This window comes from Amycolatopsis sp. NPDC104819, from assembly GCF_055583145.1.
On record NZ_JBVJON010000001.1, the window covers coordinates 308,720 to 331,707 of the forward strand.

At 68.9% G+C, this 22,988-nt stretch carries 21 protein-coding genes; 9 read left to right on the plus strand and 12 right to left on the minus strand.

The window, feature by feature from the left end; all coding sequences use genetic code 11:
- Nucleotides 1–95: 95 nt before the first annotated feature.
- Nucleotides 96–830, minus strand: a complete 735-nt coding sequence (locus ACZ63E_RS01490; protein ID WP_465333438.1) for a MerR family transcriptional regulator — start codon at nt 828–830, stop codon at nt 96–98.
- A gap of 177 nt (nt 831–1,007) precedes the next feature.
- Here ACZ63E_RS01490 and ACZ63E_RS01495 point away from each other — a divergent pair, with 177 nt between their 5' ends.
- Nucleotides 1,008–1,559 (plus strand): DoxX family protein, encoded by a 552-nt coding sequence (locus ACZ63E_RS01495; RefSeq protein WP_465306741.1) that lies wholly within the window; start codon nt 1,008–1,010, stop codon nt 1,557–1,559.
- A 51-nt stretch (nt 1,560–1,610) separates the two neighbouring features.
- Here ACZ63E_RS01495 and ACZ63E_RS01500 read toward each other — a convergent pair whose 3' ends face one another.
- Nucleotides 1,611–2,900: an acetyl-CoA C-acetyltransferase gene (locus ACZ63E_RS01500; RefSeq protein ID WP_465333439.1), complete on the minus strand. Its 1,290-nt coding sequence runs from the start codon at nt 2,898–2,900 to the stop codon at nt 1,611–1,613.
- A 93-nt stretch (nt 2,901–2,993) separates the two neighbouring features.
- Here ACZ63E_RS01500 and ACZ63E_RS01505 point away from each other — a divergent pair, with 93 nt between their 5' ends.
- Both ACZ63E_RS01505 and ACZ63E_RS01510 read left to right on the plus strand, forming a co-directional pair.
- Nucleotides 2,994–4,328: a 3-oxoacyl-ACP reductase gene (locus ACZ63E_RS01505; RefSeq protein WP_465333440.1), complete on the plus strand. Its 1,335-nt coding sequence runs from the start codon at nt 2,994–2,996 to the stop codon at nt 4,326–4,328.
- A gap of 1 nt (nt 4,329) precedes the next feature.
- Nucleotides 4,330–5,163: a MaoC family dehydratase gene (locus ACZ63E_RS01510; protein ID WP_465333441.1), complete on the plus strand. Its 834-nt coding sequence runs from the start codon at nt 4,330–4,332 to the stop codon at nt 5,161–5,163.
- Here the strand turns inward: ACZ63E_RS01510 and ACZ63E_RS01515 are convergent.
- Nucleotides 5,155–5,811 carry a TetR/AcrR family transcriptional regulator gene (locus ACZ63E_RS01515; protein WP_247016531.1) on the minus strand — a complete coding sequence of 219 codons (657 nt, stop codon included), beginning with the start codon at nt 5,809–5,811 and terminating at the stop codon, nt 5,155–5,157. The two genes, ACZ63E_RS01510 and ACZ63E_RS01515, sit on opposite strands and share 9 nt — an antisense overlap.
- 126 nt (nt 5,812–5,937) lie before the next feature.
- Between ACZ63E_RS01515 and ACZ63E_RS01520 the strand changes: the two genes are divergently transcribed.
- From ACZ63E_RS01520 to ACZ63E_RS01530, 3 genes are all read left to right on the plus strand, one after another.
- Nucleotides 5,938–6,600, plus strand: a complete 663-nt coding sequence (locus tag ACZ63E_RS01520) for an SCP2 sterol-binding domain-containing protein (RefSeq protein ID WP_465333443.1) — start codon at nt 5,938–5,940, stop codon at nt 6,598–6,600.
- Between the two features lie 70 nt (nt 6,601–6,670).
- Nucleotides 6,671–7,222, plus strand: coding sequence for an SCP2 sterol-binding domain-containing protein (locus ACZ63E_RS01525; RefSeq protein WP_465333445.1), 552 nt, complete (start codon nt 6,671–6,673; stop codon nt 7,220–7,222).
- Nucleotides 7,223–7,275: 53 nt separating this feature from the next.
- Nucleotides 7,276–8,454: a YDG/SRA domain-containing protein gene (locus ACZ63E_RS01530; RefSeq protein WP_465333446.1), complete on the plus strand. Its 1,179-nt coding sequence runs from the start codon at nt 7,276–7,278 to the stop codon at nt 8,452–8,454.
- 13 nt (nt 8,455–8,467) lie between these two features.
- On the opposite strand, the gene ACZ63E_RS01535 is transcribed toward ACZ63E_RS01530, so the two are convergent.
- Nucleotides 8,468–8,938 carry an FxsA family protein gene (locus ACZ63E_RS01535; RefSeq protein WP_465333448.1) on the minus strand — a complete coding sequence of 157 codons (471 nt, stop codon included), beginning with the start codon at nt 8,936–8,938 and terminating at the stop codon, nt 8,468–8,470.
- A gap of 68 nt (nt 8,939–9,006) precedes the next feature.
- On the opposite strand from ACZ63E_RS01535, the gene ACZ63E_RS01540 reads away from it, so the two are divergent.
- Nucleotides 9,007–10,338, plus strand: coding sequence for a hypothetical protein (locus ACZ63E_RS01540; RefSeq protein WP_465333450.1), 1,332 nt, complete (start codon nt 9,007–9,009; stop codon nt 10,336–10,338).
- A 31-nt stretch (nt 10,339–10,369) separates the two neighbouring features.
- On the opposite strand, the gene ACZ63E_RS01545 is transcribed toward ACZ63E_RS01540, so the two are convergent.
- The 5 genes from ACZ63E_RS01545 to pdhA all read right to left on the minus strand — a co-directional run bounded on the left by ACZ63E_RS01545 (nt 10,370) and on the right by pdhA (nt 16,590).
- On the minus strand, nt 10,370–12,316 hold the full coding sequence (locus ACZ63E_RS01545; RefSeq protein ID WP_465333451.1) for an ABC transporter ATP-binding protein: 1,947 nt from the start codon (nt 12,314–12,316) through the stop codon (nt 10,370–10,372).
- A gap of 20 nt (nt 12,317–12,336) precedes the next feature.
- Nucleotides 12,337–12,927 carry a TetR/AcrR family transcriptional regulator gene (locus ACZ63E_RS01550; RefSeq protein ID WP_465306769.1) on the minus strand — a complete coding sequence of 197 codons (591 nt, stop codon included), beginning with the start codon at nt 12,925–12,927 and terminating at the stop codon, nt 12,337–12,339.
- A gap of 123 nt (nt 12,928–13,050) precedes the next feature.
- A complete protein-coding gene (locus ACZ63E_RS01555; protein ID WP_465333452.1) occupies nt 13,051–14,376 on the minus strand; it encodes a dihydrolipoamide acetyltransferase family protein in 1,326 nt (441 codons plus the stop codon).
- Between the two features lie 16 nt (nt 14,377–14,392).
- A complete protein-coding gene (locus ACZ63E_RS01560) occupies nt 14,393–15,385 on the minus strand; it encodes an alpha-ketoacid dehydrogenase subunit beta (protein ID WP_465333454.1) in 993 nt (330 codons plus the stop codon).
- On the minus strand, nt 15,385–16,590 hold the full coding sequence (gene pdhA, locus ACZ63E_RS01565; RefSeq protein ID WP_465333456.1) for a pyruvate dehydrogenase (acetyl-transferring) E1 component subunit alpha: 1,206 nt from the start codon (nt 16,588–16,590) through the stop codon (nt 15,385–15,387). The genes ACZ63E_RS01560 and pdhA overlap by 1 nt, the downstream gene beginning before the upstream one ends.
- A 374-nt stretch (nt 16,591–16,964) precedes the next feature.
- On the opposite strand from pdhA, the gene ACZ63E_RS01570 reads away from it, so the two are divergent.
- The gene (locus tag ACZ63E_RS01570) at nt 16,965–18,386 is read left to right on the plus strand and encodes a M20/M25/M40 family metallo-hydrolase (protein WP_465333458.1); all 1,422 of its coding nucleotides are present in this window, start codon (nt 16,965–16,967) and stop codon (nt 18,384–18,386) included.
- 34 nt (nt 18,387–18,420) lie between these two features.
- On the opposite strand, the gene ACZ63E_RS01575 is transcribed toward ACZ63E_RS01570, so the two are convergent.
- The 3 genes from ACZ63E_RS01575 to ACZ63E_RS01585 are packed head-to-tail and all read right to left on the minus strand — an operon-like array spanning nt 18,421 to nt 21,876.
- Nucleotides 18,421–19,263: a transglutaminase family protein gene (locus tag ACZ63E_RS01575; RefSeq protein WP_465333460.1), complete on the minus strand. Its 843-nt coding sequence runs from the start codon at nt 19,261–19,263 to the stop codon at nt 18,421–18,423.
- Entirely contained in the window at nt 19,260–20,207 is a 948-nt protein-coding gene (locus tag ACZ63E_RS01580) for an alpha-E domain-containing protein (RefSeq protein WP_465306781.1), read from the minus strand. Before ACZ63E_RS01580 ends, ACZ63E_RS01575 begins: the two co-directional genes overlap by 4 nt.
- 10 nt (nt 20,208–20,217) lie before the next feature.
- Nucleotides 20,218–21,876, minus strand: a complete 1,659-nt coding sequence (locus ACZ63E_RS01585; protein ID WP_465334338.1) for a circularly permuted type 2 ATP-grasp protein — start codon at nt 21,874–21,876, stop codon at nt 20,218–20,220.
- A gap of 148 nt (nt 21,877–22,024) precedes the next feature.
- Here ACZ63E_RS01585 and ACZ63E_RS01590 point away from each other — a divergent pair, with 148 nt between their 5' ends.
- Nucleotides 22,025–22,849 carry a basic amino acid ABC transporter substrate-binding protein gene (locus ACZ63E_RS01590; RefSeq protein WP_465333462.1) on the plus strand — a complete coding sequence of 275 codons (825 nt, stop codon included), beginning with the start codon at nt 22,025–22,027 and terminating at the stop codon, nt 22,847–22,849.
- The last annotated feature ends 139 nt before the right edge of the window (nt 22,850–22,988 follow it).

A 22,988-nucleotide genomic window follows, 5' to 3' on the forward strand; every position in this document is an offset into this window, starting at 1 on the left:
CGTGTCGCCGAGGTTCGACCGGATGGCCGTACATAGAGACGAACAGGTCTGCAGCCCTGCTCGTCCCTACCCCCAGCGCGCACTACGACGTAGCGCTACTCGCTCAGGTTCCGTTCCGCGTAGATCTTCATCGCGTCGCGCACGAATTCCGCGCCCGGGCCTTCGAACCCGTAGCGCGGGTCGTCGACGTACAGCTGGCCCAGGCCCGCGAAGTAACCCGCGGACACGGCCGAAACCGCCGGCCGGAGCCACGCGTGCAGCCGTCCCGCGATCGCCTGGACGTCGTCGGCGTCCGCCGCGAGCCCGGCCGAGTGGGCGGACCTGAAGGCCGCGGCGATGTCCTGCTGCTCCTGCTGGTGCGCCTGCTTCTCCTCGGCGGACAGCGAGCGCCACCACTGGTCTCCCGTCGCGTACGCCGAAGCGCCCCAGCGCTCGGTGACCTCCTTCTCGTACTTCGTGTGGTCGAAGCCGTCGAAGACTTCTTCTGCCATCAGTCGTTCACCTCCCTTCAGTTTCCGTAGCGTGGTGCGGACCGAGCCGATCTGCCGGTCGATCCGCCGCCGCTCCTGTTCGAGCAGCTCCAGGTGGGTCTCGAGCGCGGTGACGCTGTCCCCTTGCCCGTCCAGGACGCCGGCGATCGCCGGGAGCCCGAGGCCGAGCTCTCGCAGCAGGAGGATCCGCTGCAGCCGGACGAGCGCCTGCTCGTCGTAGTAGCGGTAGCCGTTGCTGCCGATCCGGCTGGGTTCGAGCAGGCCGACCGCGCCGTAGTGGCGCAGCGTCCGGCTCGTGGTCCCGGCCGAGCGGGCGATGTCCTGGATCGACCACTCCATGGCTTCGACCCTAGAAGTTGACGCAACGTCAAGGTCAAGCGCTAAGGCTTTCTAGGGCTCTCTAGCATCGACACGAGATTCGCGCAGAAACACCGATGAGGGTTCGAGCGCGGGCCGAGCGGGCACTCAGCGAGTAGGTTCGACCAGGCAGCGGCCCGTACGAGGAAGGCAACGACCGTGATACTCCGTCGACTGGCACGTCCCCTGCTGGCAGCGATGTTCGTGACCGGCGGGATCAATGCGCTGAGGCACGCCGAAGGGCACGCGAAGGCGGCGGAACCGTTCCTCAAGGGCGCTTTCGACAAGGTCGGTGACGTCGTCCCCGAGCAGGTTCCGCGGGACCCGGTGACGCTCGTCCGCATCGACGCCGCCGTCAAGATCAGCGCCGGCCTCGCGCTCGCCACCGGGAAGGCGCCCCGGCTCGCGGCCGGGCTGCTGCTCGGCAGCCTGGTGCCGACCACGCTGGCGGCGCACAGCTTCTGGACCATCAAGGACCCGGAAGAGAAGCAGAAGCAGCAGATCCAGTTCTTCAAGAACGCGAGCATGGCCGGTGGCCTGATGCTCGCCGTCGCGGACACGCACGGCAAGCCGTCGGCGGCGTGGCGCGCGAAGCACGCAGCGAAGGACGTCAGCAGGGACGTGAGCAGCGCGGCGGGAAAGCTCAGCCGCAAGGCAGAGAAGCGCGCGAACAAGCTCGCGAAGCGGGCACAGAAGAAGCTGCCTGGCTGACACAGACGCACAAAGGGCCGCCCCTCGCGAGGGGCGGCCCTTTTGTCGTTGCTACTTCTCCAGGATCGCGGTGACGCCTTGGCCGCCGGCCGCGCAGATCGAGATCAGGCCGCGGCCCGAGCCCTTCTCGTGCAGCAGCTTCGCCAGCGTCGCGACGATCCGGCCGCCGGTCGCGGCGAACGGGTGCCCGGCCGCCAGCGACGAGCCGTTGACGTTCAGCTTCGTCCGGTCGATCGAGCCGAGCGGCTCGTCCAGCTCCAGCTTCTCCTTGGCGAACGCCGGGTCCTCCCACGCCTTGAGCGTGGCCAGCACCTGCGACGCGAACGCCTCGTGGATCTCGTAGTAGTCGAAGTCCTGCAGCGAAAGGCCGGCGCGCGCGAGCATCCGCGGCACGGCGTACGCGGGCGCCATGAGCAGGCCCTCGTCACCGTGGACGTAGTCGACGGCCGCGGTCTGCGAGAACGTCAGGTACGCCTGCACCGGCAGCTTGTGCGCCTTCGCCCACTCGTCGGTGGCGAGCAGGACCGTCGACGCGCCGTCGGTCAGCGGCGTCGAGTTGCCCGCGGTCATCGTGCCTTCGGGACCGCCGAAGGCCGGCTTGAGCTTGGCGAGCTTCTCGGCGGTCGAGTCCGCACGCAGGTTCTGGTCGCGCGCGAGCTTGAGGAACGGCGTCACGAGGTCGTCGAAGAACCCGCGGTCGTAGGCGGCGGCAAGGTGCTGGTGGCTGGCCGCGGCGAGCTCGTCCTGCGCCTCGCGGGTGATCTCCCAGACCTTCGCGGTCAACGCGGCATGCTCGCCCATCGAGAGGCCGGTGCGCGGCTCTTCGTTGCGCGGGATAGCCGGGACGATGTGGCCCGGGCGGATCTTCGAGACGAGCTTGAGACGGTCGCCGAGCGTCTTCGCGGCGTTGAGCTGGATGAGGATCTGGCGCAGGTCCTCGTTGACGGCCAGGGGCGCGTCGCTGGTGGTGTCGACACCGCCCGCGATGGCCGAGTCGAGCTGGCCGAGCGCGATCTTGTTGGCGACGTTGACGATCGCCTGCAGGCCGGTGCCACACGCCATCTGGACGTCGGACGCGGGTGTCGCGGGTGAGAGCTTGCTGCCGAGCACGCTCTCGCGGGCCAGGTTGAAGTCCTTCGAGTGCTTGAGCACGGCGCCGGCCGCGACCTCGCCGATCACCTCGCCCTGCAGCGCGAAGCGGCTGACCAGGCCGTCGAGCGCGGCGGTGAACATGTCCTGGTTCGACGCCTTCGCGTAGGGGCCGTTCGACCGCGCGAAGGGGATCCGGTTGCCGCCGATGATCGCGACCTTGCGCACGGCGGGGGTCTTCCTGGGCGGCATGAACGTCACCTCTCTGGTCGGCTCTCTCACACTGTAACCTACTCCTGAGTAGGTTAGACTGCGACGTGACGCAGACTGCACGGGAGGCAACCGATGGCTGACAGGTACCAGCAGTTCACGAAAACCCCGTTGGGGAAGTTCGTGGTGCCGAAGCTCGGCCTGCCCAACCCCGCCACGCTGCGCCGGTTCAAGCCCGGGCAACCCGCCCTCGAGGGTCCCGCACTTCTCGGCGCCGCGCCCGGCGGCCGGCTGGAGAAGAAGGTGCGTGACCAGCTCGCGGACGCGGGCATCGACGTTGTCACCGCTTCGGGTGACCGGCACGCGGCGCTCGTCTTCGACGCCACCGGCGTCACCGACCCTTCGCGCCTGCGCGAGGTCTACGACTTCTTCCACCCGGTGATCCGCAGCGTCGGCCCGTCCGGCCGCGTAGTCGTCCTGGGCACCCCGCCGGAGCAGGTCGACGGCCGCGAGCGGATCGCTCAGCGCGCTCTCGAGGGCTTCGTGCGCTCCGTCGGCAAGGAGCTGAAGCGCGGCGCGACGGCTCAGCTCGTGTACGTTGCCGAAGGCGCCGAAGAGGCGACCGAGTCGACGTTGCGCTTCCTGCTCTCCGCGAAGTCCGCGTTCGTCGACGCGCAGGTCGTCCGGATCGGCGTCGAGGGCAAGACGGCCGATGCGCCCGCGAACTGGGAAAAGCCCCTCGACGGCAAGGTCGCGCTGGTCACCGGCGCGTCCCGCGGCATCGGCGCGGCGATCGCGGAGGTCCTGGCCCGCGACGGCGCGCACGTCGTCGCGCTCGACATCCCCGCCCAGGGCGGCGACCTGTCGAAGGTGGCCAACAAGATCGGCGGCTCGGCGCTGCAGCTCGACATCACTTCGCCGAGCGCGCCCGCGAAGCTCGCGGAGTACCTGAAGGAGCGTCACGGCGGCGTCGACGTCGTGGTGCACAACGCGGGCATCACGCGCGACAAGACGCTGGGGAACATGAGCGAGAGCGCGTGGGACTCGGTGATCGCCGTGAACCTGGCGTCGCAGCTGGCGGTGAACGACAAGCTGCTCACCGACCGCGTGCTGAACGAGAACGGCCGGATCATCGGCGTCTCGTCGATCGCGGGCATCGCCGGCAACGTCGGCCAGGCGAACTACGCGACGTCGAAGGCGGGCGTCATCGGGATGGTGAACGTCGGCGCCCCGCAGCTCGCGGCGTACGGCGGCACGATCAACGCGGTCGCCCCGGGGTTCATCGAGACCAAGATGACGGCGGCGGTCCCGCTGTTCATCCGTGAGGCGGGCCGGCGGCTGTCGAGCCTCGGCCAGGGCGGGCTCCCGGTCGACGTCGCCGAGACGATCGCCTGGTACGCCAACCCGGCGTCGGCCGCGGTGAACGGCAACGTGGTCCGCGTCTGCGGCCAGGCCCTGCTGGGGGCCTGACGTGGTGATCCGCGAACTCGACAGCACGCCGAGCCTGGCGACGCTGTACCCGAAGGCGCTGCTCGGCCTGCGCCGGACGGGCTCTTCGCTGCCGGACACGGAGCTGGTGCGCACGGGTGTGGTCGTCGACCCGGCGCACCTGGCGGCGTACAACACGGTGTGCGGCTTCCGGCTGAGCGACGAGCTGCCGGCGACGTACCCGCACATGCTGGCGTTCCCGCTGCAGATGGCGCTGATGACGGAGCCGGGCTTCCCGTTCCCGCTGCTCGGCATGGTGCACGTGGCGAACCGGATCACCCAGCACCGCGCGCTGCGCCTGGGCGAGCCCCTGACGATCCGGGTGCGCGCGGAGAACCTGCGCCCACACGAGAAGGGGCGTCAGTTCGACGTCGTCAGCGAGGCGTGGGCCGGAGACGACCCGGTGTGGGCAGACGTGAGCACGTACCTGCGCCGCGGCTCTTCGTCGGGGTCTTCTTCACGGCGTGACCAGCTGGCGCCCCCGACCCCGGACGCGATCTGGCGCATCCCGGCCGACATCGGCCGCCGCTACGCGGAGGTGTCCGGCGACCGCAACCCGATCCACCTGCACCCGCTCACGGCGCGCCTGTTCGGCTTCCCCCGCGCGATCGCTCACGGCATGTGGACGAAGGCCCACGCCCTGGCAGCGTTCGAAGGCCGGCTGCCGGAGGCGTTCACGGTGGACGTCCGCTTCAAGCAACCGGTGCTGCTCCCGGCCAAGGCGGCCTTCACGTCGTGGTCCTCCCCGGAGGGGTGGGCGTTCGAGCTGTGGAGCAAGGCGAAGCCGCACCTGGAAGGCACGATCACCTCACTCTGACGGCTTCCAGACCTCGCCCTCGATGAGGTCGTTGAAGCCGAGCCAGACGAGGTTCATCAGCCACGACGCGAGCACGCCGTCGGAGATGTCGGGGTGGTCGAGGGCCCAGTCGGCCAGCGACTCGGCCGCCCCGACCAGGGCCGCGGACAGGCCTTCGCCGGAGAACTCGGCCTGCTCGCCCACGCCCTTGCGGGTGCCGGCGGACACCACGAGCGCCGCGACCAGCTGGATCGCGCGCGCCCGCATGTCGGTGATCTCCGCGGCGAACGTCCCGCCGACGGTGAGCGCCTGGCGGTGCAGGACCGTCCACGACTCGCGGTACTCCGCGACGAAGCGGTAGAAGGACCGCAGGCCGTGCCAGAGCTGCATGTCCGGCGGCAGGTCGGGCTGGACGCCGGCCTGGATGGCCTCGAGCAGCCGCGTCGCCTCGCGGCGGATGCACGCGCCGAACAGGTCCTCCTTGGACCCGAGGTAGGTGTAGATCATCGGCTTCGAGACCCCGGCGACGTCGGAGATCTCGTCCATCGAGGCCGCGTGGTAGCCGTGGCGCGAGAAAACCTGGACGGCCGCGTCCAAGATCTGCCGCTCGCGCACGGCGCGCGGCAGCCGCCGGGCCCGCTCCGGCGGACGCTGATCATCCTCTGACACGCTGGACCTCCCTGTTGCTGCCCGGAGACGGTACCGGGCGTTGCCCCGGGAGGGTGATTTCGGCACGCTTGCCCGCCTACCTACTGGCGGGTAGCCTACGTGTGAGTAACTTGAGAGGGAGTGACCATGGCCGACAACGCCGGGATGACCAGCGCAGATCAGGTCGCGAACCTCCGCGGAACGGCGCTGCTCGACGCCCTGGAGCGGCTCGACCCCGTCGGCCCGGAGGCGCACACCCTCGACGTCAACACCCTCGCCGACGCGGTGAACCCCCGCAACCTCGGCAAGGACGACTTCCGCCGTCTCCTGAGCGCGCTGCTCCGGCTGGCCGAGCGAGCCCCGGCGTTCGACCTGAGCAAGGTCGACCCGGCGCGCTTCGCGACGTTGGTGTCTTCGGCGTCGCGCGCGCAGCTCGAGAGCGTCGTCGCGGAGCGGCCTCTGCGCGAGCGGGTGCTGGCCGAGATCTTCGCCCGCATGGGCGCCCACATCCGCCCCGACCGAGCCCGCGACCTGCACGCGGTCGTCCACTGGCGCATGTCGGGCGGCCTCGGCGAAGGCGGCTACGACCGCTACGAGACGGTGATTTCGCACGGCTCGTGCACGGTGAGCCGCGACATGCGCTCGGCCCCCCGCGTGACGATCACGATCGCCCCGGCGGACTTCTTCCGCCTCATCACCCACCAGGCGACGCCGGCGGTGTTGTTCGTCACGGGAAGAATCAAGGTCAAGGGCGATTTGGCCTTCGCGGCGGGCCTGATCGGTTTCTTCGACCTCCCCCACCCGGGATAGTCTCGTCCCCGTGCCCCGAAAACCGAAGTGGCGCCTTTCCCGGCCCCGCGGAGTACGAGCCGGCCACGCGGTGAACGCGTTCGCCGACAAGCTCGTCATTGGCAACTTGACCCCCGCGCAGTTCATCCAGGTCTTGGAAACCCTCCACATGCTGGGCTCCACTGGAGCGGGCATAGAGCTGAGCTCCCTGTCCACGGACGTCCTGGTCGACGTGGTCCGCCGAGCCTCCCGCGACCAGCTCAAGGCCATCGCCGAGCACCCTGAGTTGCGTGGCGTGTTCCTGGACGAGATTTTCCGCCGAATGTCCGAGCATTTCTTGCCGGAACGAGCACGCCACGTGGATTTCGTGGTTTCCTGGCGCTTTTCCGAGGGAACTGGCGAAGACGGGTACGACCGTTTCCAGACGGTGATCGAGGACGGGGTGTGCGTCTCTTCGACGGACTTGTCCCGAACGCCGGACACAACAATCACCCTGTCCGTGGACGACTTCATCAGGATGGCCACGGGCAACGCTGCGGTGGCGGCGATGTTCGTGACGGGCCGGGTGAAGGTGAAGGGCGAGTACGCGCCGGCTGTGCGGTTCTCCAGTTACTTCGACATCCCCAAGCCATCCGTGGACTAGCTGTGCCGCGTCGGTGACACCAAACTGTCGGTGTCCGCCTTTAGAGTGGCGTCATGAGTCTTGCGGACATCCGGCGTGAGCACGTGCTGGCGGCAGCTGCTGAGTACGACCAGCTGAAGAAGGGGCAGTTCTGCAAGAAGTACGGGTACACGCATGCTCGTCGGTACGAGGTTTTGATCGGCGAGTGGGCGTACGACGCTCCTGCCGTCGTCGGCGTTGCGCACCGAGAGGCCGTAGGCCGTGTCCTGTCGGCTGGTGAATTGCGCACTGCGGTTGACGCAGTTGTAGCAAGCCTGAAGGCGCTCGACTTCGAAGTCATGGACCGCAAGACCGCTCAGCGCTTCGGCGAACTTCCCAAGGTCCCGTTGGGTACAACCTTCCCGGATCGGCGCGCCGTCGCCGCTCGAGGCACGCATCGAGCCCCTCAGTCCGGGATCGTGGGTACCGAAGAGAAAGGTGCCGAGTCGATAGTCTTATCTGGCGGGTACGAGGATCGTGATCACGGCGATGTGATTATCTACACCGGCCATGGTGGGTTGGACGAGAACGGTAAACGAATAGCCGGTCAAACTTTCGCCGACCCGGGAAATGCGGGACTACGGACCAGCATGCGTGAGGACATCCTGGTTCGGGTGATCCGTGGTGCGCACGAAGGCTCAGAGCACGGGCCGGCATCTGGCTACCGCTATGACGGACTCTTCCAGGTTGATAGTGCCGACTATGTCCGAAGCGGCGACTTCTGGATCTGCCAGTTCCGTATGAAGAAGGCAACGTCGGAACCAGACGTTGTGCCAACCCCGCGGATCGAGGCTGAGTTGTCCGGCGTGCCCGCCCACGGCAAGGTCTCGGCGGGCACCATGACGCCAAGTGAGCGAACGGCAATCGTGCAGCGCAAGGTGCGGATCACCGCCATCGCCAAGGATGTAAAGAGGATCCACAAAGATACGTGTCAGTTGTGTGGGCAGCAGTTGGCGGTTGGTGACCGCACCTACTCAGAGGGCGCTCACATCAAGGCATTGGGCGGTCCGCACGACGGACCGGACATGAAGGACAACATCCTTTGCCTGTGCCCGAACTGCCACGTCCAATTCGACCTCGGCGCAGTCACCATCCGAGACGACTTCACGATCCTGCGGAACGGCGTCGTTGATGGTGAGCTCCGGCGCCACCCCGATCATGAAATCAATCTCGGTTACGTCGCTCACCACCGTCAGGCGCACGGCAAACACTAGGCGGCGTTGAGGCTCAGTTCTCCACGATCCGACCCTCGATCACCGTCGGCTGGTCACGGCGAGGCTGCGACTCCTCGGAAACGACCTCACTGTCCACCACCATCACCGGCCCCCGGCGCTGGTTGGCGAACTGCACCGCGCGCTTCTCCATCCGCTTCAACCACAATCGCCGCACCACTGCGCGCGATGGTGGCAGCATCAACAACAACCCCAGGACGTCGCTCACGAAGCCCGGGACCAGGATCAACACGCCGCCGAGACCGACCAGCATTCCGTCGGTCAATTCCTTCTCCGCCGGCCGGCCGGCTCGGGCGGCGGACATGAACGCCCTCATCGCCTTGGCGCCTTCGCGGCGAGCGAGCCAGGATCCGATGAAGGCACCGGCGAGGAGGAGGCCGAGCGTGCCGAGCACGCCGACGGCCGAGCCGACCGCCCAGATCGCGGCGATCTCGGCGAAGACGTAGAGCAGGAACGCGACAGCCATACCCGTACAACGAACGACCTGTCCGATTTGCTCCCGGCCTTGCGACGCACCGGCTAGTCTCACCCATCGTGTCCGACTGGCTCCGCTGGCTCCTGATTGCGTTGTGCCTGGTCCTGGCCGTTCTTGTGGTCTCGGTCGGCCGCCGTCGGCGGTTAGTGTTCCCCGGGGTCGAGTGGGCGCGGCGGAAGCGGGGGCGTGGCCGTCGCGGGATGGTCGGGTCCGTGCTGGGCTGGCTTGTTGTCGCGCTGGTCGTGGCTGGGACCACCGGGGGTGGCCTCCTTTGGTTCCTCGGCTGGCCGCGGCTGCCCAACGCCGGGCAGTTCGACGTCGCTCAGTTGCTCGACCTGCTGAAGATCGCGCTCTCGGTGGTCGCTGGGTTCGGTGGGGTGGTGCTGCTCGCGGTCAACTACCGGAAGCAACGCGTCGCCGAGGACGAGCACGCTCTCGCCGTTCAGCGGGCCGAGCGCGAGGTTGTGCAGAAGTTCAACGAACGGTTCGGCAGCGCCGCCGAGCAGCTCGCCAACGAGAGCGCGGCCGTCCGGCTCGCGGGTGTCTACGCGATGGCCGGCCTGGCCGACGACTGGGCGGACAAGCGTCAGGTCTGCGTCGACGTCCTCTGCGGCTATTTCCGGATCACCCGCGAAGGCGACGGCGAGACCGAAGTGCGCGAAGCGATCCTGCGCGTGATTCGCGACCGGACCCGGGGCTCGGCGGCCCTCTCCTGGTCCCGGCTCGACTTCGACTTCAGCGGCGTCACCTTCGAGAACGCCGATTTTGCACGCCTCAAGTTCGACGGTGAAGTCCTGTTCGACGGCGCGGAGTTCGTCGGTGGGGTGGCTTCGTTCGCGGGTGCGCAGTTCGGTCGGTTGCTGAGCTTCCACGGCGCCCGGTTCTCCGCGGCCGAGACGAACTTCGCCGGCCTGAGCGTCACTTCAGGCAAGGCCGAATTTGTCGGGACGGAGTTCGGCGGGGAGATCGCCGACTTCTCCGACGGGTTCCTCGAATTCGCGTCGATGTCCTTCTTCCGCTGTCGGTTCACCGCGCCCGTGGCCGGCTTTTCGCAGCTGAGCACCTACATCAGCCGGGTGGTGTTCGATCGGTGCGAGTTCGCCGACCTCGAGTTCAACCTGGCGAACGGTCACTCCTACGAGGCGATCTCGCGGGCGGCGGTGCTCGTCGACCACTGCCGGTTCGAGCGGTGCCGGCTTGACCTGAGCCGGGTCAGCCGCCACCTCGTGCTCACCGACTGCGTGCTCGACACTGTCACGGTTGTCGACCGCGACGAAGATCCGCAGCCGGCCGGGTGGTCGAACGTCGAACTGCGGGGCGGCACCTCCCTGCCGCCCCACTTAGCGGCCGCCCGCGAAGAGCATTCGACCTCGTCGCGGACGGCACGCTGACAGCGGTGATCGACCGGACCTATCCTCTCCGCTAGCTCGGGATCTCGTCCAGATACGCCTGCGCCTGGAGGGTGAACAGCTCCGCATACCCGGCCTTGGCCGCCATCAGCTGTTCGTGCGTTCCGTACTCCGCCACCTTTCCGTGGTCCAGCAGTAGGATCCGCTCCGCCTGCCGCACCGTCGAGAACCGGTGCGAGATGTACAGCGTCGTCCGTCCCTCGGACAGCTCACGCAGCCGCGAGAACAGGTCATGCTCCGCCTGGGCGTCCAACGCCGACGTCGGTTCGTCGAGAATCAACAACGGCGCCTCCCGCTGGAACGCCCGCGCCAAAGCGATCTTCTGCCACTCCCCGCCGGACAGGGAGACGCCCTGGTCGAACCATCGGCCCAGGGGGCTGTCGTAACCGCCGGGCAGGCGCTCGATGCGTTCGTCCGCGCCTGCTCGGCGGGCCGAATCCTCGATGTGCGGGCGATCCTCCAGGCGAGTCAGGTCGCCCAGGCCGATGTTCTCGGCCGCCGTTCCCTGGTACGTCACGTAGTCCTGGAACATCGCGCTGATCCTCGTGCGCAGCTCTACCGGGTCGTACTCGCGGATGTCCACGCCGTCCAAAAGGATCCGGCCGGCGGTCGGGTCGTACAGTCGGCACAGCAGCTTGAACAGCGTTGACTTGCCCGCGCCGTTTCGGCCCACCACCGCCACCGTCTCGCCCGGGCGGATCTCGAAGCTGACGTCCTCCAAAGCCGGTTCTTCGGAACCCGGGTAGGCGAACGTCACCGAGTCGAACTCGATGTGTCCCTCCACTGTGGACGGCATGGGGCGGGGTGATGCAGGCGCCGTGATCTCCGGTTCGGTGTCCAGGAAGCGGTACAGCGTGTCGAGGTAGAGATTGTTCTCGTACATCCCCGAAAACGCCGTGAACAGCCCGGACACCGACGTCTGCACGGACGTCGCCGCGGCCGTGTACAGCGCCAGGTCGCCCAGCGTCAGGTGGCCGCCGACCGCCTGCAGCGCGATGTACAACGCGATCGCCGAGCCCGCGAACGTGCTCAACAGCCCCCAGGACGTCGAGCTGATGTTGCGGTTGATCGTCAGCTTCCGCTGCCGCTCGTACGACACCAGGCCGAGCCGGCGGAACCGGTCGACGAAGTACGGGCCGAGCCCGAACAGCTTCGTCTCCTTGGCGTACGTGTCCGTTGTGACCAGCGAAGACAGGTAGTCCATCCGCCGCTTGATCGGCGACATCAGGAAGGTCAGCCAGAACGCGCGCGAGCCGTACTTCGACTGCGAGATGAACGCCGGGATCGGCGCCAGCAGCGCGACCAGCGCCAGCAGCGGGCTGACGGCCACCAGCAGCGCGATCATGCTGCCGAACGTGATCGTCGTCCGCACGAGCCCCAGCGCGGAGTTCATCATCGACAGCGGCCGCGTCGGCGCCTCCTGCGCGGCCTGGCGCAGCATGTCGTACGACGTCGAGCCCTCGAAGTACGCCAGGTGCAGCTCGCTGGCGTGCGCCATCACCTGGTGGCGGATCGTCAGCGTCATGCGCTCCTGCAGCAGGGACTGCGCGATCGACGTCAGCGCGCTGCTGATCGCCGTCGCGGCGAGCACGCCGAACTGGAACAGCGCGACGTTCACGATGTCGGCCGTTGTGCCGCGGTGCTGGATCGCCGCCACGACGGAGTCGAGCAGCAGCTTCGCGATGTACGCCGTCACCGTCGGCAGGAGCCCGGAGAGCAGCGTGATCAGCGCCAGCAGGATCGTCAGGATCGGGCTGGCCTGCCACGTCAGCTTCACGACCTTCGGCAGGCCGCGGACCGTGCCCGAGACCGACGTCTTCGCGCGCTTCAGCCGGGAGCGCCAGTCCTTCGGCTGGTTGTCCTGCTTGGGCTCCGGGATGTCGACCGGGCCGGTCAGGCCGCTTTCCGGAACCGTCGAGATGGCGCGCCGCCGGCCCCGCCGGGCCATCAGGAACTCCATCCCGCCCCCACCGCCCGGGATCACGGGGCCTCCACGGCGCCGTGCAGGAAGACGTCGACCACCTGGCGCGTGGTGGGCGCGTCGTCGTCGGGCGCCATCCGGCGGCCGCCGAACAGCAGGGTCAGGAACAAGGAGGCCAGCTGCTCGGGCGGCAGCCGGAGCCGGTCCTTCTCGGGTTCGAACAGCTCGGTCATCGCGCCGCGCATGGCGGTCATCGACTCGCGGCGACCGCCCTTCAACGTGCTGCGCTGGTCCTTCAGGCGCTGCTCGGGGTCGCGGTGGCGGACGCGGCCGGACGCGTGCAGGGCGCCCATCAGCGCGCCCATCCGTTCGAGGTGGGCGCCGAGGGCTTCGGCGGCCTCGACGAGCCGGTCGTCGAGCGGCTGGTCGACGGGGATTTCGGCGATCGCGTCGAGCACGTGGTCGGGCCGCAGGGCCTCCGCCGTGCAGGCGTCGAACAGCTCGTCCTTGTCCTTGAACGCGCGGAAGATGGTGCCCTCGCCGATGCCGGCGGCACGGGCGATCTGGCTGGTCGTCACGTTCGCGCCGTGGTCGATCAGGAGCGGGAGCACCGCGTGCACGATCATGGCGCGCCGCGCTTCGACGCTCATGCCCGGCGCTCTTCGCCGGGTCTCTGGTGCTGGTGTCATGGCACCAGTGTGCGGAGTGAGTGCTCACTCCGTCAAGCGAGTAAAGGTGAAGGCCGCCCGAAAGCGGCCTTCACCTGCGAAAACTCAGTACGTCATGGCCATGGCCGGGTCGGCCAGCAGGGCGCCGACGTCGGCCAGGAACTCCGAACCCTGCTGGCCGTCGACCACGCGGTGGTCGAAGCTCAGCGACAGCTGGAGCACCTTGCGGACCTTGATCTCGCCGTCGACCACCCACGGCTGGTCCTTGATCGCGCCGAGGCACAGGATCGCGGACTCGCCCGGGTTGATGATCGGCGTGCCGGTGTCGACGCCGAAGACGCCGACGTTGGTGATCGTGATCGTGCCGTTCGCCATGTCGGCCGGGGACGTCTTGCCTTCGCGGGCGACGTCCGTCAAGGTCGTCAGCGCGCCCGCGAGCTCCTTCAGCGACAGCGAGTCGGCGTCACGGACCTTGGGCACGATCAGGCCGCGGGGCGTCGCCGCCGCGATCCCGAGGTGGACGTAGTCCTTGTAGACGATCTCCTGCGCCGCTTCGTCCCACACCGCGTTGATGTCCGGCGTGCGCTTCGCCGCCAGGCAGACGGCCTTCGCCGCGAACGTCAGCGGCGTGACCTTCACCCCGGCGAACTCCCGCGACTTCTTCAGCTTCTCGCGGAACTCCATCATCGGCGTGACGTCGATGGTCAGGAACTCCGTGACGTGCGGAGCGGTGTACGCGCTCTGCACCATCGCCGCCGCGGTCATCTTGCGGACGCCCTTGATCGGGACGCGCCGCTCGCGGGTGGCCGGGTCGTAACCACTGTCCACAGGGGACGCGGCCGGAGCAGCCGAGCCGTTCGCCGCGCGCTCGACGTCGTCACGCGTGATGACGCCACCCGATGCGGTCCCGTTCAGCGCGTGCAGGTCGACCCCGAGGTCCTTCGCGAGCTTCCGCACCGGCGGCTTGGCCAGCGGGACGTAACCGCCCCGAGGCGCAGGCGCAGACGCAGGCGCAGGAGCAGCGGCGACGGCGGCCGCCGGAACCGGCTCGGGAGCAGCACCCTTCCGGGCCCGCCGCTGGGTCACGACCGCCTTGGAGCCGTAGCCGACCAGCGGCTTCATCTCCTCTTCCTCGGCAGGCGCGGCCGCGGGAGCAGGGGCCGCGACGGGAGCGGCAGCCCCTCCGGGGTCGACGTCGATGGTGAGGATCGGCGTGCCGACCTCCACCGTCTGCCCCGGCTCGACGTGCAGCTCCGTGACCACGCCGGCCCACGGGATCGGCAGCTCGACGGCAGCCTTGGCGGTCTCGATCTCGACGACGATCTGGTTGACCGTCACCGTGTCACCCGGCTTCACGTGCCACGACAGGATGTCGGCTTCGGTCAGCCCCTCCGCGGTGTCGGCGAGGGGGAACTGTTTGTACGTGGGCATTACGCGGAAATCCCCCTTACCAGGCGAGTGAGCGGTCGACGGCGTGCAGCACCCGGTCCAGGTCGGGGAGGTAGTGCTCCTCGAGCTTCGCGGGCGGGTACGGCGTGTCGAACCCGGTCACCCGGAGGACGGGCGCTTCCAGCGAGTAGAAGCACTCCTGCTGGACACGCGCGGCGATTTCCGACGTCAGCGACGACTCCGACGGCGCCTCCGACAGCGCGATGAGCCGGCCGGTCTTGCGCACCGACTCGAACACCGGGCCGAGGTCCAGCGGCGAGAGCGTGCGCAGGTCGATGACCTCGAGGGACTTGCCCTCGTCCTCGGCCGCAGCGGCCGCGTCGAGCGCGACCTTCACGGACGGGCCGTACGCGACGACCGTCGCCGTGGTGCCCTCGCGGACCACCTGCGAGGAGAACACCCGCGGCGCTGTGGCGTCGGTGTCGATCTCCGCGCGCAGCGCGCCCGAGTGGTACAGCCGCTTCGGCTCGAAGAACAGGATCGGGTCGTCGGACTTGATCGCCTGCTGGATGCCCCAGTAGGCGTCGACGGCGTTCGCGATCGAGATGACCTTCAGGCCCGGGATGTGCGCGAACAGCGACTCGGGCGACTCCGAGTGGTGCTCGACCGCGCCGATCCCGCCGCCGAACGGCACCCGGATCACGACGGGCATCTTGACCTTGCCCTGCGTCCGGTAGTGCAGCTTCGCCAGCTGCGACGAGATCTGGTCGAAGCCCGGGAAGATGAAGCCCTCGAACTGGATCTCGCAGACCGGCCGGAAGCCGCGCACGGCCAGGCCGACCGCGGTGCCGATGATGCCGGACTCCGCGAGCGGCGTGTCCAGCACGCGCTGCTCGCCGAAGTCCTTCTGGAGGCCGTCGGTGATCCGGAAGACGCCGCCGAGCTTGCCGACGTCCTCACCCATGATCAGGACCTTGGGGTCTTCTTCCATCGCGCGGCGCAGGCCGAGGTTGAGCGCCTTGCCGATGGTGAGTTTCTGGAGGTCGGTCATCAGTGCTCACCCGCCGATACGAAGCCGTCGAGGTAGGACAGGAACTCTTCGCGCTGCGCCTCGAGGACGGGGTTGCCCTCGGCGTAGACGTTGCTGAAGATCCGCTCCGGCGGCGGCTCGGGCATGTTGAACGTGTACTCGCGCAGGTCCGCGGCGAAGGCGTCGGCCTCGGCCTGGACCTGGTCGAAGAAGTCGTGGTCGGCGCCGCCCTTGCGGGCCAGGAACGCCCGGACGCGCTCGATCGGGTCCTTGAGCTTCCACTCTTCGAGCTCGTCGGAGAGCCGGTAGCGGGACGGGTCGTCGGTCGTCGTGTGCGCGTCCATCCGGTAGGTGAACGCCTCGATCAGGACCGGGCCGTTGCCGTGGCGGCACTCGTCGAGCGCCCAGCGGGACACCGCGAGGCAGGCCAGGACGTCGTTGCCGTCGACGCGGATGCCGGGGAAGCCGTACCCGCGGGCGCGCTGGTAGAGCGGCAGGCGCGACTGGCGCTCGGTCGGCTCGGAGATCGCCCACTGGTTGTTCTGGCAGAAGAACACGAGCGGCGCGTCGTAGACCGCGGCCCAGACGAATCCTTCGTGGACGTCGCCCTGCGAGGTCGCGCCGTCACCGAAGTAGCAGATGGTGGCTTCGCCGTCGTCGTCGCCGACCTTGCCCTCGAACTTCTGGCCCATCGCGTAGCCGGCGGCGTTGAGCACCTGGTTGCCGATCACGATGGTGTACGGGTGGAAGCCCGTGCCCTGGTAGTCCCAGCCACTGTGGTCGGTGCACCGGAAGATGCCCAGCAGGTCCTTCATGTCGACCCCGCGCGCGTACGCGACGCCGTGTTCGCGGTAGCTGGGGAACGCCATGTCGTTCTTCTTCAGCGCACGGCCGGAGCCGATCTGCGCGGCCTCCTGGCCGAGCAGCGGGACCCAGATGCCGAGCTGGCCCTGGCGCTGCATCGCGTTGGCCTCACGGTCCGCGCGGCGGACGAGCACCATGTCGCGGTACAGCTGGCGCAGGGCTTCGTCGTCGACGTCGTCGACGTACTTGTCGAACTGCGGCGACGGGACCCGCTCGCCTTCGGGGGTGAGCAGCTGAGTCAGCTCAGCGCCACCTTCGCTGGTCGCTCGCAATCCGGCGATCACCTGCTCGGGGGACGGCTGGGCCGCGACGGCGGCCGGCCCGTCTCCAGGCTCCGGGTGCGTCCACTGTTCGGACGGCATGGGCGGTACTCCTCGGTGTCGGTGCCTCTGGCGGCCGCTTGTGGCGACCACAGCGACTGCACCGGCGGGGACCAGCGTCTCGGGTCTCCGAAGCGCTCGGTCACCGTCGGCGTTGACGGTTCACGCCGACATCCTGGCACGAAGGTCGTGGCTTTGGTCAGACGCGGTTGCTGATTTGTTGCTGAGAAAGGGGCTCTGAACAGGGAAAACGCTAGGAAGCCCGAGCATCGGACCTACGAGAGTAGGGAATCGGTCCGCCCGTTCACCAGGCTCGTGAGTGGTTAGGGCGGTTAGAACCGCCCTAACCACTCACGAGGCGTGAGGCGACGTTGTGATGTGCCGCACGCCGGGACGCCCATGGCACGATGGATCTCGTGGAGCACAAATCCGTTCGTGAATCCGTCGTGTCCACCTGGACCGACGACGTCATCCCGAGTCTGTCCGGGCTGGTGGCGATCCCCGCCTTGTCCCCGGCCTTCGACGCCGAATGGGCGAAGAGCGGGCACCTGGCCGCCGCCGTCGACCACGTCCGCGAGTGGATCGCCGCGCGCGAGCTGCCCGGCGCGAAGCTCGAGGTCGTCCGGCTCGAAGACCGGACCCCCCTGCTGCTCGTCGACGTCCCGGCGACCCCGGGCACGGCGGACCAGGGCACCGTCCTGATGTACGGCCACCTCGACAAGCAGCCCCCGGTCGGCGGCTGGTCCGAGGGCCTCGACCCGTGGACGCCGGTGATCCGCGACGGCCGGCTCTACGGCCGCGGCTCGGTCGACGACGGCTACTCCGGCTACGCGGCGACGGCGGCGATCGAAGCCGTCCACGCGGCCGGCGGTGAGCACGCGCGCATCGTCGTGCTGCTGGAGACGGGTGAGGAGTCCGGCAGTCCCGACCTCCCGGCGTACGTCGACCACCTGGCCGACCGCATCGGCGCGGTCTCGCTGGTGATCTGCCTCGACGCCGGCGGCAGCGACTACGAGCGGTTGTGGCTGGTCACGAGCCTGCGCGGGATGCTGCACCTGGACGTCACCGTGCAGCTGCTGGGCTCGGCGCAGCACTCGGGCATCGCGTCGGGCGTCGTCGCCAGCTCGTTCCGCGTGCTGCGGAAGCTGATCGAACGGCTCGAGGACAGCGCGACCGGTGAGCTGCTGCTCGACGAGCTCAAGGTCGACGTCCCGGCGAACCGGCTGTCGGAGCTCAAGGCCGTCTCGCAGGACTTCCCCGAGGCGCTGTCGAAGGCGTTCCCGCTGGTCGAAGGCGGGCGCGTGATCACCGAAGACGCGCTGGAGCTGATGCTCAACAACGCGTGGCGCCCGACGCTGTCGGTGATCGGCGCCGACGGCTTCCCGAAGCCGGCCGACGCGGGCAACGTCCTGCGCGAGAGCACGACGTTGACGCTGAGCTTCCGCCTCCCTCCGACGGCCGACGCCGCGAAGGCGCTCGAAGCCGTGAAGCGGACTTTGACGACGGACGTCCCGTACGGCGCGAAGGTGACCTTCGGCGACAACCCGCAGTCCGAGGACGGCTGGAACGCCCCGACCGAGTCCCCGTGGCTGACGGCGGCCCTGCGCACGGTCAGCGACGACGTCTTCGGCCAGCCCCACCGCGCGACCGGCATGGGCGGCTCGATCCCGTTCATGGGCCTGCTCTCGCGGAAGTACCCGGAGGCGCAGTTCCTGGTGACGGGCGCGTGCGGGTCCGACTCGAACATCCACGTGCCCGACGAGTGGCTGCACCTCGAGTACGCGCAGCAGGTCACCGAGGCCGTCGCGCACATCCTGGACGCCCACGCCCGCGGCTGACTCCGTGAGCGGCGCTCTCCCGGGAGAGCGCCGCTCACGCCAGCCGGGTCAGGTGGACCGAGACGTCCAAAGTGGATTGCCCACCGCCGGTGAAGATGCCCTTCAACGGCGCCACGTCGGCGTAGTCCCGGCCCATCGCCACCCACACGTGCCGCGGCCCGACCGGGATCGCGTTCGTCGGGTCGTACGCCCACCAGCCGCCGGTCCAGACGTCGACCCAGGCGTGCGACTCGCCTTCGACCACCTCGCCGAGCTTCGCGTCCCGCTTGGTGTGCAGGTACCCGGACACGTACCGCGCCGGGACGCCGATCGCGCGCAGCATCACCAGCGTCACGTGCGCGAAGTCCTGGCACACGCCTTCGCGTGCCTTCCACGCGTCCGTCGCCGTCGAATGCACACCGGTGGTGCCCGGCTGGTACTTCAGCTGCTTGTGCACCCACTCGCACACCGCCAGCACCGCGTCCGCCGGATCCAGCCCGGTCCGCAGTGAACGGGCCTCGCGCGCCAGAGCGACGTCACGCGGGGTGTAGTCGGTCGGGGTCAGGTACTCGGTGCGGTGGTCGACGACCGTGTCCGAACGCAGGTCCTTCCACGTCGCCGTGCGGATCGGCTCGGCTTCGTCCGCCGTCTCGACCACCGACGTCGCCAGCACCGCGAACTCCGTGTGCGGCGCGTGGAGGTCGAACGACGTGACCACCGTCCCCCAGTAGTCGGTGTACCGGTAGGCGCGGGTCGCCGGGGTCGTCTCGATGCGCGTCGCGACCGTCGTCTGACGGCGGTCCGAACGCGGGGTCAGGCGCGCCTCGTTGTACGACTGCGTCGCCGGTGTCGCGTACCGGTACCCCGTCCGGTGCGCCACGCGCAGCTGCCAGGTCACAGCGAAACCTCCGCACCGCTCCACGCCACCCACGGCGACGTGCTGAAGTACTGCATCGACACGGATTCGCCGATGTCCTTGATCGACGTCTGCAGCGCCCCGAGCCGCCGCGGCAGGTCGGTCAGCAGGTCCGACGGGCGCAGGAACTCGAGCTCGCTGCGGGCGCGGCCGAGCTCCCGCAGCGCCTCGGACTTCTCGTTGCTGCGCGAGCCGCCGCCCGGGTCGAGCCGTTGCAGGCATTCCTCCGCCTGCCGCAGCGCGTGGAACACCGAGCGCGGGAACAGCGTGTCCCGCAACAGGAACTGGACAACTCGCCCGGCGTCGAGCGCGCCCCGGTAGGTCCGCAGGTACGTGTCCTGCGCGCCGGCCGAGCGCAGCACCGTGATCCAGCCCGGGGACGACGCGCGGTCCGCGACCCGGGACAGCAGCAGCCGCACCACCATGTCGGCGCGTTCGATCGAGCGGCCGAGCACCATGAACAGCCAGCCGTCGTCGCGCGACATCGTCGAGTCGGCGAGCCCGGCGAACATCGCCGCGCGCTCCTCGACGAACGACAGGAACGCGTGCGGCCCGGCGCGCCGGGCGTACCGCTGCCGGTCCGGCACCGCGTTCCACGTCGCGTTCAGGCATTCCCACAGCTCGGTCGAGACGACCTCGCGGGCGCCGCGCGTGTTCTCGCGCGCCGAGTTGATCGAGCCGACGATCGACGCCGGGTTGTCCTTCGCGTACGCCACCAGCTCGGTCAGCTTCCAGACGTCGAGTGTCTCCCCGTTGGGCGTGTCGATGCCCAGGACGGCCAGGAGCTGACGGCTCGCGTGGTCCGGGTCGACCGTCGCGTCCTCCAGCAGCTGGTGGACCGAGACGTTGAGGATCCGGGAGGTGTCGTCGGCGCGTTCGACGTACCGGCCGATCCAGTACAGCGACTCCGCGTTGCGTGCCAGCATTCGAACCTCCCTAGCTCTGCTGTTGCTGTTGCTGCTGCTGGGACGCGGACAGCTCGGGCCCCTGTTCGGCGGCCAGGCCGTCCACAGTGGACATCACGCCGAGCGCCGGCTGCTCCAGTTCGCGTTCGACGCTGGAAGCGCGGGACGCCAGCACCCACGTGTCCTTCGAGCCGCCACCCTGCGACGAGTTGACGACCAGGCTGCCCTCCGGCAGCGCCACCCGCGTCAGCCCGCCCGGCAGGACGAAGATCTCCTTGCCGTCGTTCACCGCGAAGGGCCGCAGGTCGACGTGGCGCGGCGCGAGCCGGTCGTCCACCTTGGCCGGCACGGTCGAGAGCTGGACCACCGGCTGCGCGATCCAGCCGCGCCGGTGGGCGCGCACCTTCCGGCGCAGCGTGTCGAGCTCCTTCTTCGTCGCCTCCGGCCCGAAGACGATCCCGTAGCCGCCGGAGCCTTCGACGGGCTTGACGACCAGCTCGTCGAGGTGCGCCATGACGTGGTCGAACTCGTCCGGCAGCCAGCAGCGGAACGTGTCCACATTGGGCAGCAGCGGCTTCTCGTTGAGGTAGTACTTCACCATTTCCGGCACGTAGGTGTAGACGAGCTTGTCGTCGCCCACGCCGTTGCCGACGGCGTTCGCGACGACGACGTTGCCCGCGCGCGCCGCGTTGAGCACCCCGGCGACCCCGAGCACCGAGTCCGGCCGGTAGTGCACAGGATCGAGGAACTCGTCGTCGATGCGCCGGTAGATGACGTCGACCTGGCGTTCGCCCTCGGTGGTCCGCAGGTAGACGACGTTGTCGCGGCAGAACATGTCACGGCCTTCGACCAGCTCGACACCCATCAGCCGCGCCAGCAGCGAGTGCTCGAAGTAGGCAGAGTTGTAGACGCCGGGGGTGAGCACGACGACCATCGGGTCGGCGACGTTCGCCGCGGCCGCCGCCCGCAGCGCCCGCAGCAGGTGCGAGGCGTAGTCGCCGACCGGCCGGACGCGGTGCTGGGCGAACAGGTCCGGGAAGACCCGGGCCATCGTGCGCCGGTTCTCCATCACGTACGACACCCCGGACGGGTTGCGGAGGTTGTCCTCCAGCACCCGAAATGTGCCTTCCTCGTCGCGCACCAGGTCCACCCCGGACACGTGGATGCGCACGCCGTTCGGCGGGTTGATGCCGAACGCCTCCCGCTGGAAGTGCTCACACGAGGTGATCAGCCGCCGCGGCAGCACCCCGTCGCGCAGGATCTGGCGGTCGCCGTAGATGTCGGCGAGGAACGCTTCGAGCGCGCGCACGCGCTGGGCGACCCCGCGTTCGAGCTTCGACCACTCGGCGGCCTGGATGACCCGCGGCACCAGGTCCAGCGGGAACGGCCGCTCCTGGCCCGACAGCGAGAAGGTGATGCCCTGGTCGACCATCGCCCGGTCGAGCGCGAGCGACCGGGAGTTGAGGTCGTGCGCGTCGAGCGCGGCGATCGAGTCGTACAGCGCCCGGTAGGGCCCGCGGACCGTGCCGTCGGCGGCGAACATCTCGTCGTAGGCGCCCGCGTGCGGGCGTTCCGGGGAGAGGTACCCGTCGAACCGGGCCCCCGGCCGGGTGATCCTGCTGGTCGCCGCCTTCCGCGCACGTCGACCGGACGGGGGCAGCCGGGGCGGGGTCGCGTTCATGAACGACATCCTCACTCACGTGCCCCTTCGTGCGCGACACTCCCACCCCGGTGGGCGCGGTGCGAAACGTCGCTGTAACTCGACAGTGCTGTGCTTTGGTATGGATGAGTGGCAATATGCGTGCTCTCACGAACTGAGAACTACGAGGAGTGACGACGTGGCCCGAGGACCCCAACTCAAGGCGCTCGCCCTGATCCCGGCGCTCGCCCTGGCGGCCGCCGCCCTGACCGCGTGCGGGGGCGACGACGGCGGCACGGCGGCCGGCGGTGTCCAGCTGATCGCGTCAGGCAAGCTCACGACCTGCACGCACCTGCCCTACCAGCCGTTCCAGGTCAAGCAGGGCGACAAGATCGTCGGCTTCGACGTCGACCTCGTGGACCTGGTCGCGAAGAAGCTCGGTGTGCAGCAGAACATCGTCGACATCGCCTTCGAGAACATCGAGTCCGGCGAGGCCATGAACAGCGGCCAGTGCGACCTGGCCGCCGCGGGCATGACGATCACCGACAAGCGCAAGCAGAAGTTCGACTTCTCGGAGCCGTACTTCGAGGCCACGCAGGCCCTGCTGGTCAAGGCCGGCTCGCCGATCAAGGACTTCAGCAACGTCGCAGGCAAGAAGATCGGCGTCCAGTCGGCCACCACCGGCGCCGACTACGCCAAGGAGAACGCGAAGGGTGCCGAGATCGTCACGTTCGACGACCTCGCCCTGGAAGAGCAGGCCGTGAAGAACGGCACCGTGGACGCCGGCGTCAACGACAACGGTGTGCTCTACGACTTCGTCAAGACGAACCCGGACACCGCCGTGGTGAAGGAGTTCAAGACGAACGAGTTCTACGGGATCGGCGTCAAGCAGGGCAACTCCGCCCTGGTGACCGCGATCAACGACTCGCTGAAGGCCTCGGTGTCGGACGGCACCTACGCCCAGATCTACCAGAAGTGGTTCGGCAAGGCGCCGACCTGGCTGCCCGGTAACCCCACCCAGTAAGACCCCCGCCTGGGGGGGGGGGGGTGGGGGGGGGGGGAGGGGGGGGGTTTGTGTTAGTTTCGCGCTTGTCCACGGAGGGGAAAGGGAATGGGGCCGAAACCCCCGACGGCCGGGGCTCTGGGGGTGCAAGCCATTTCTG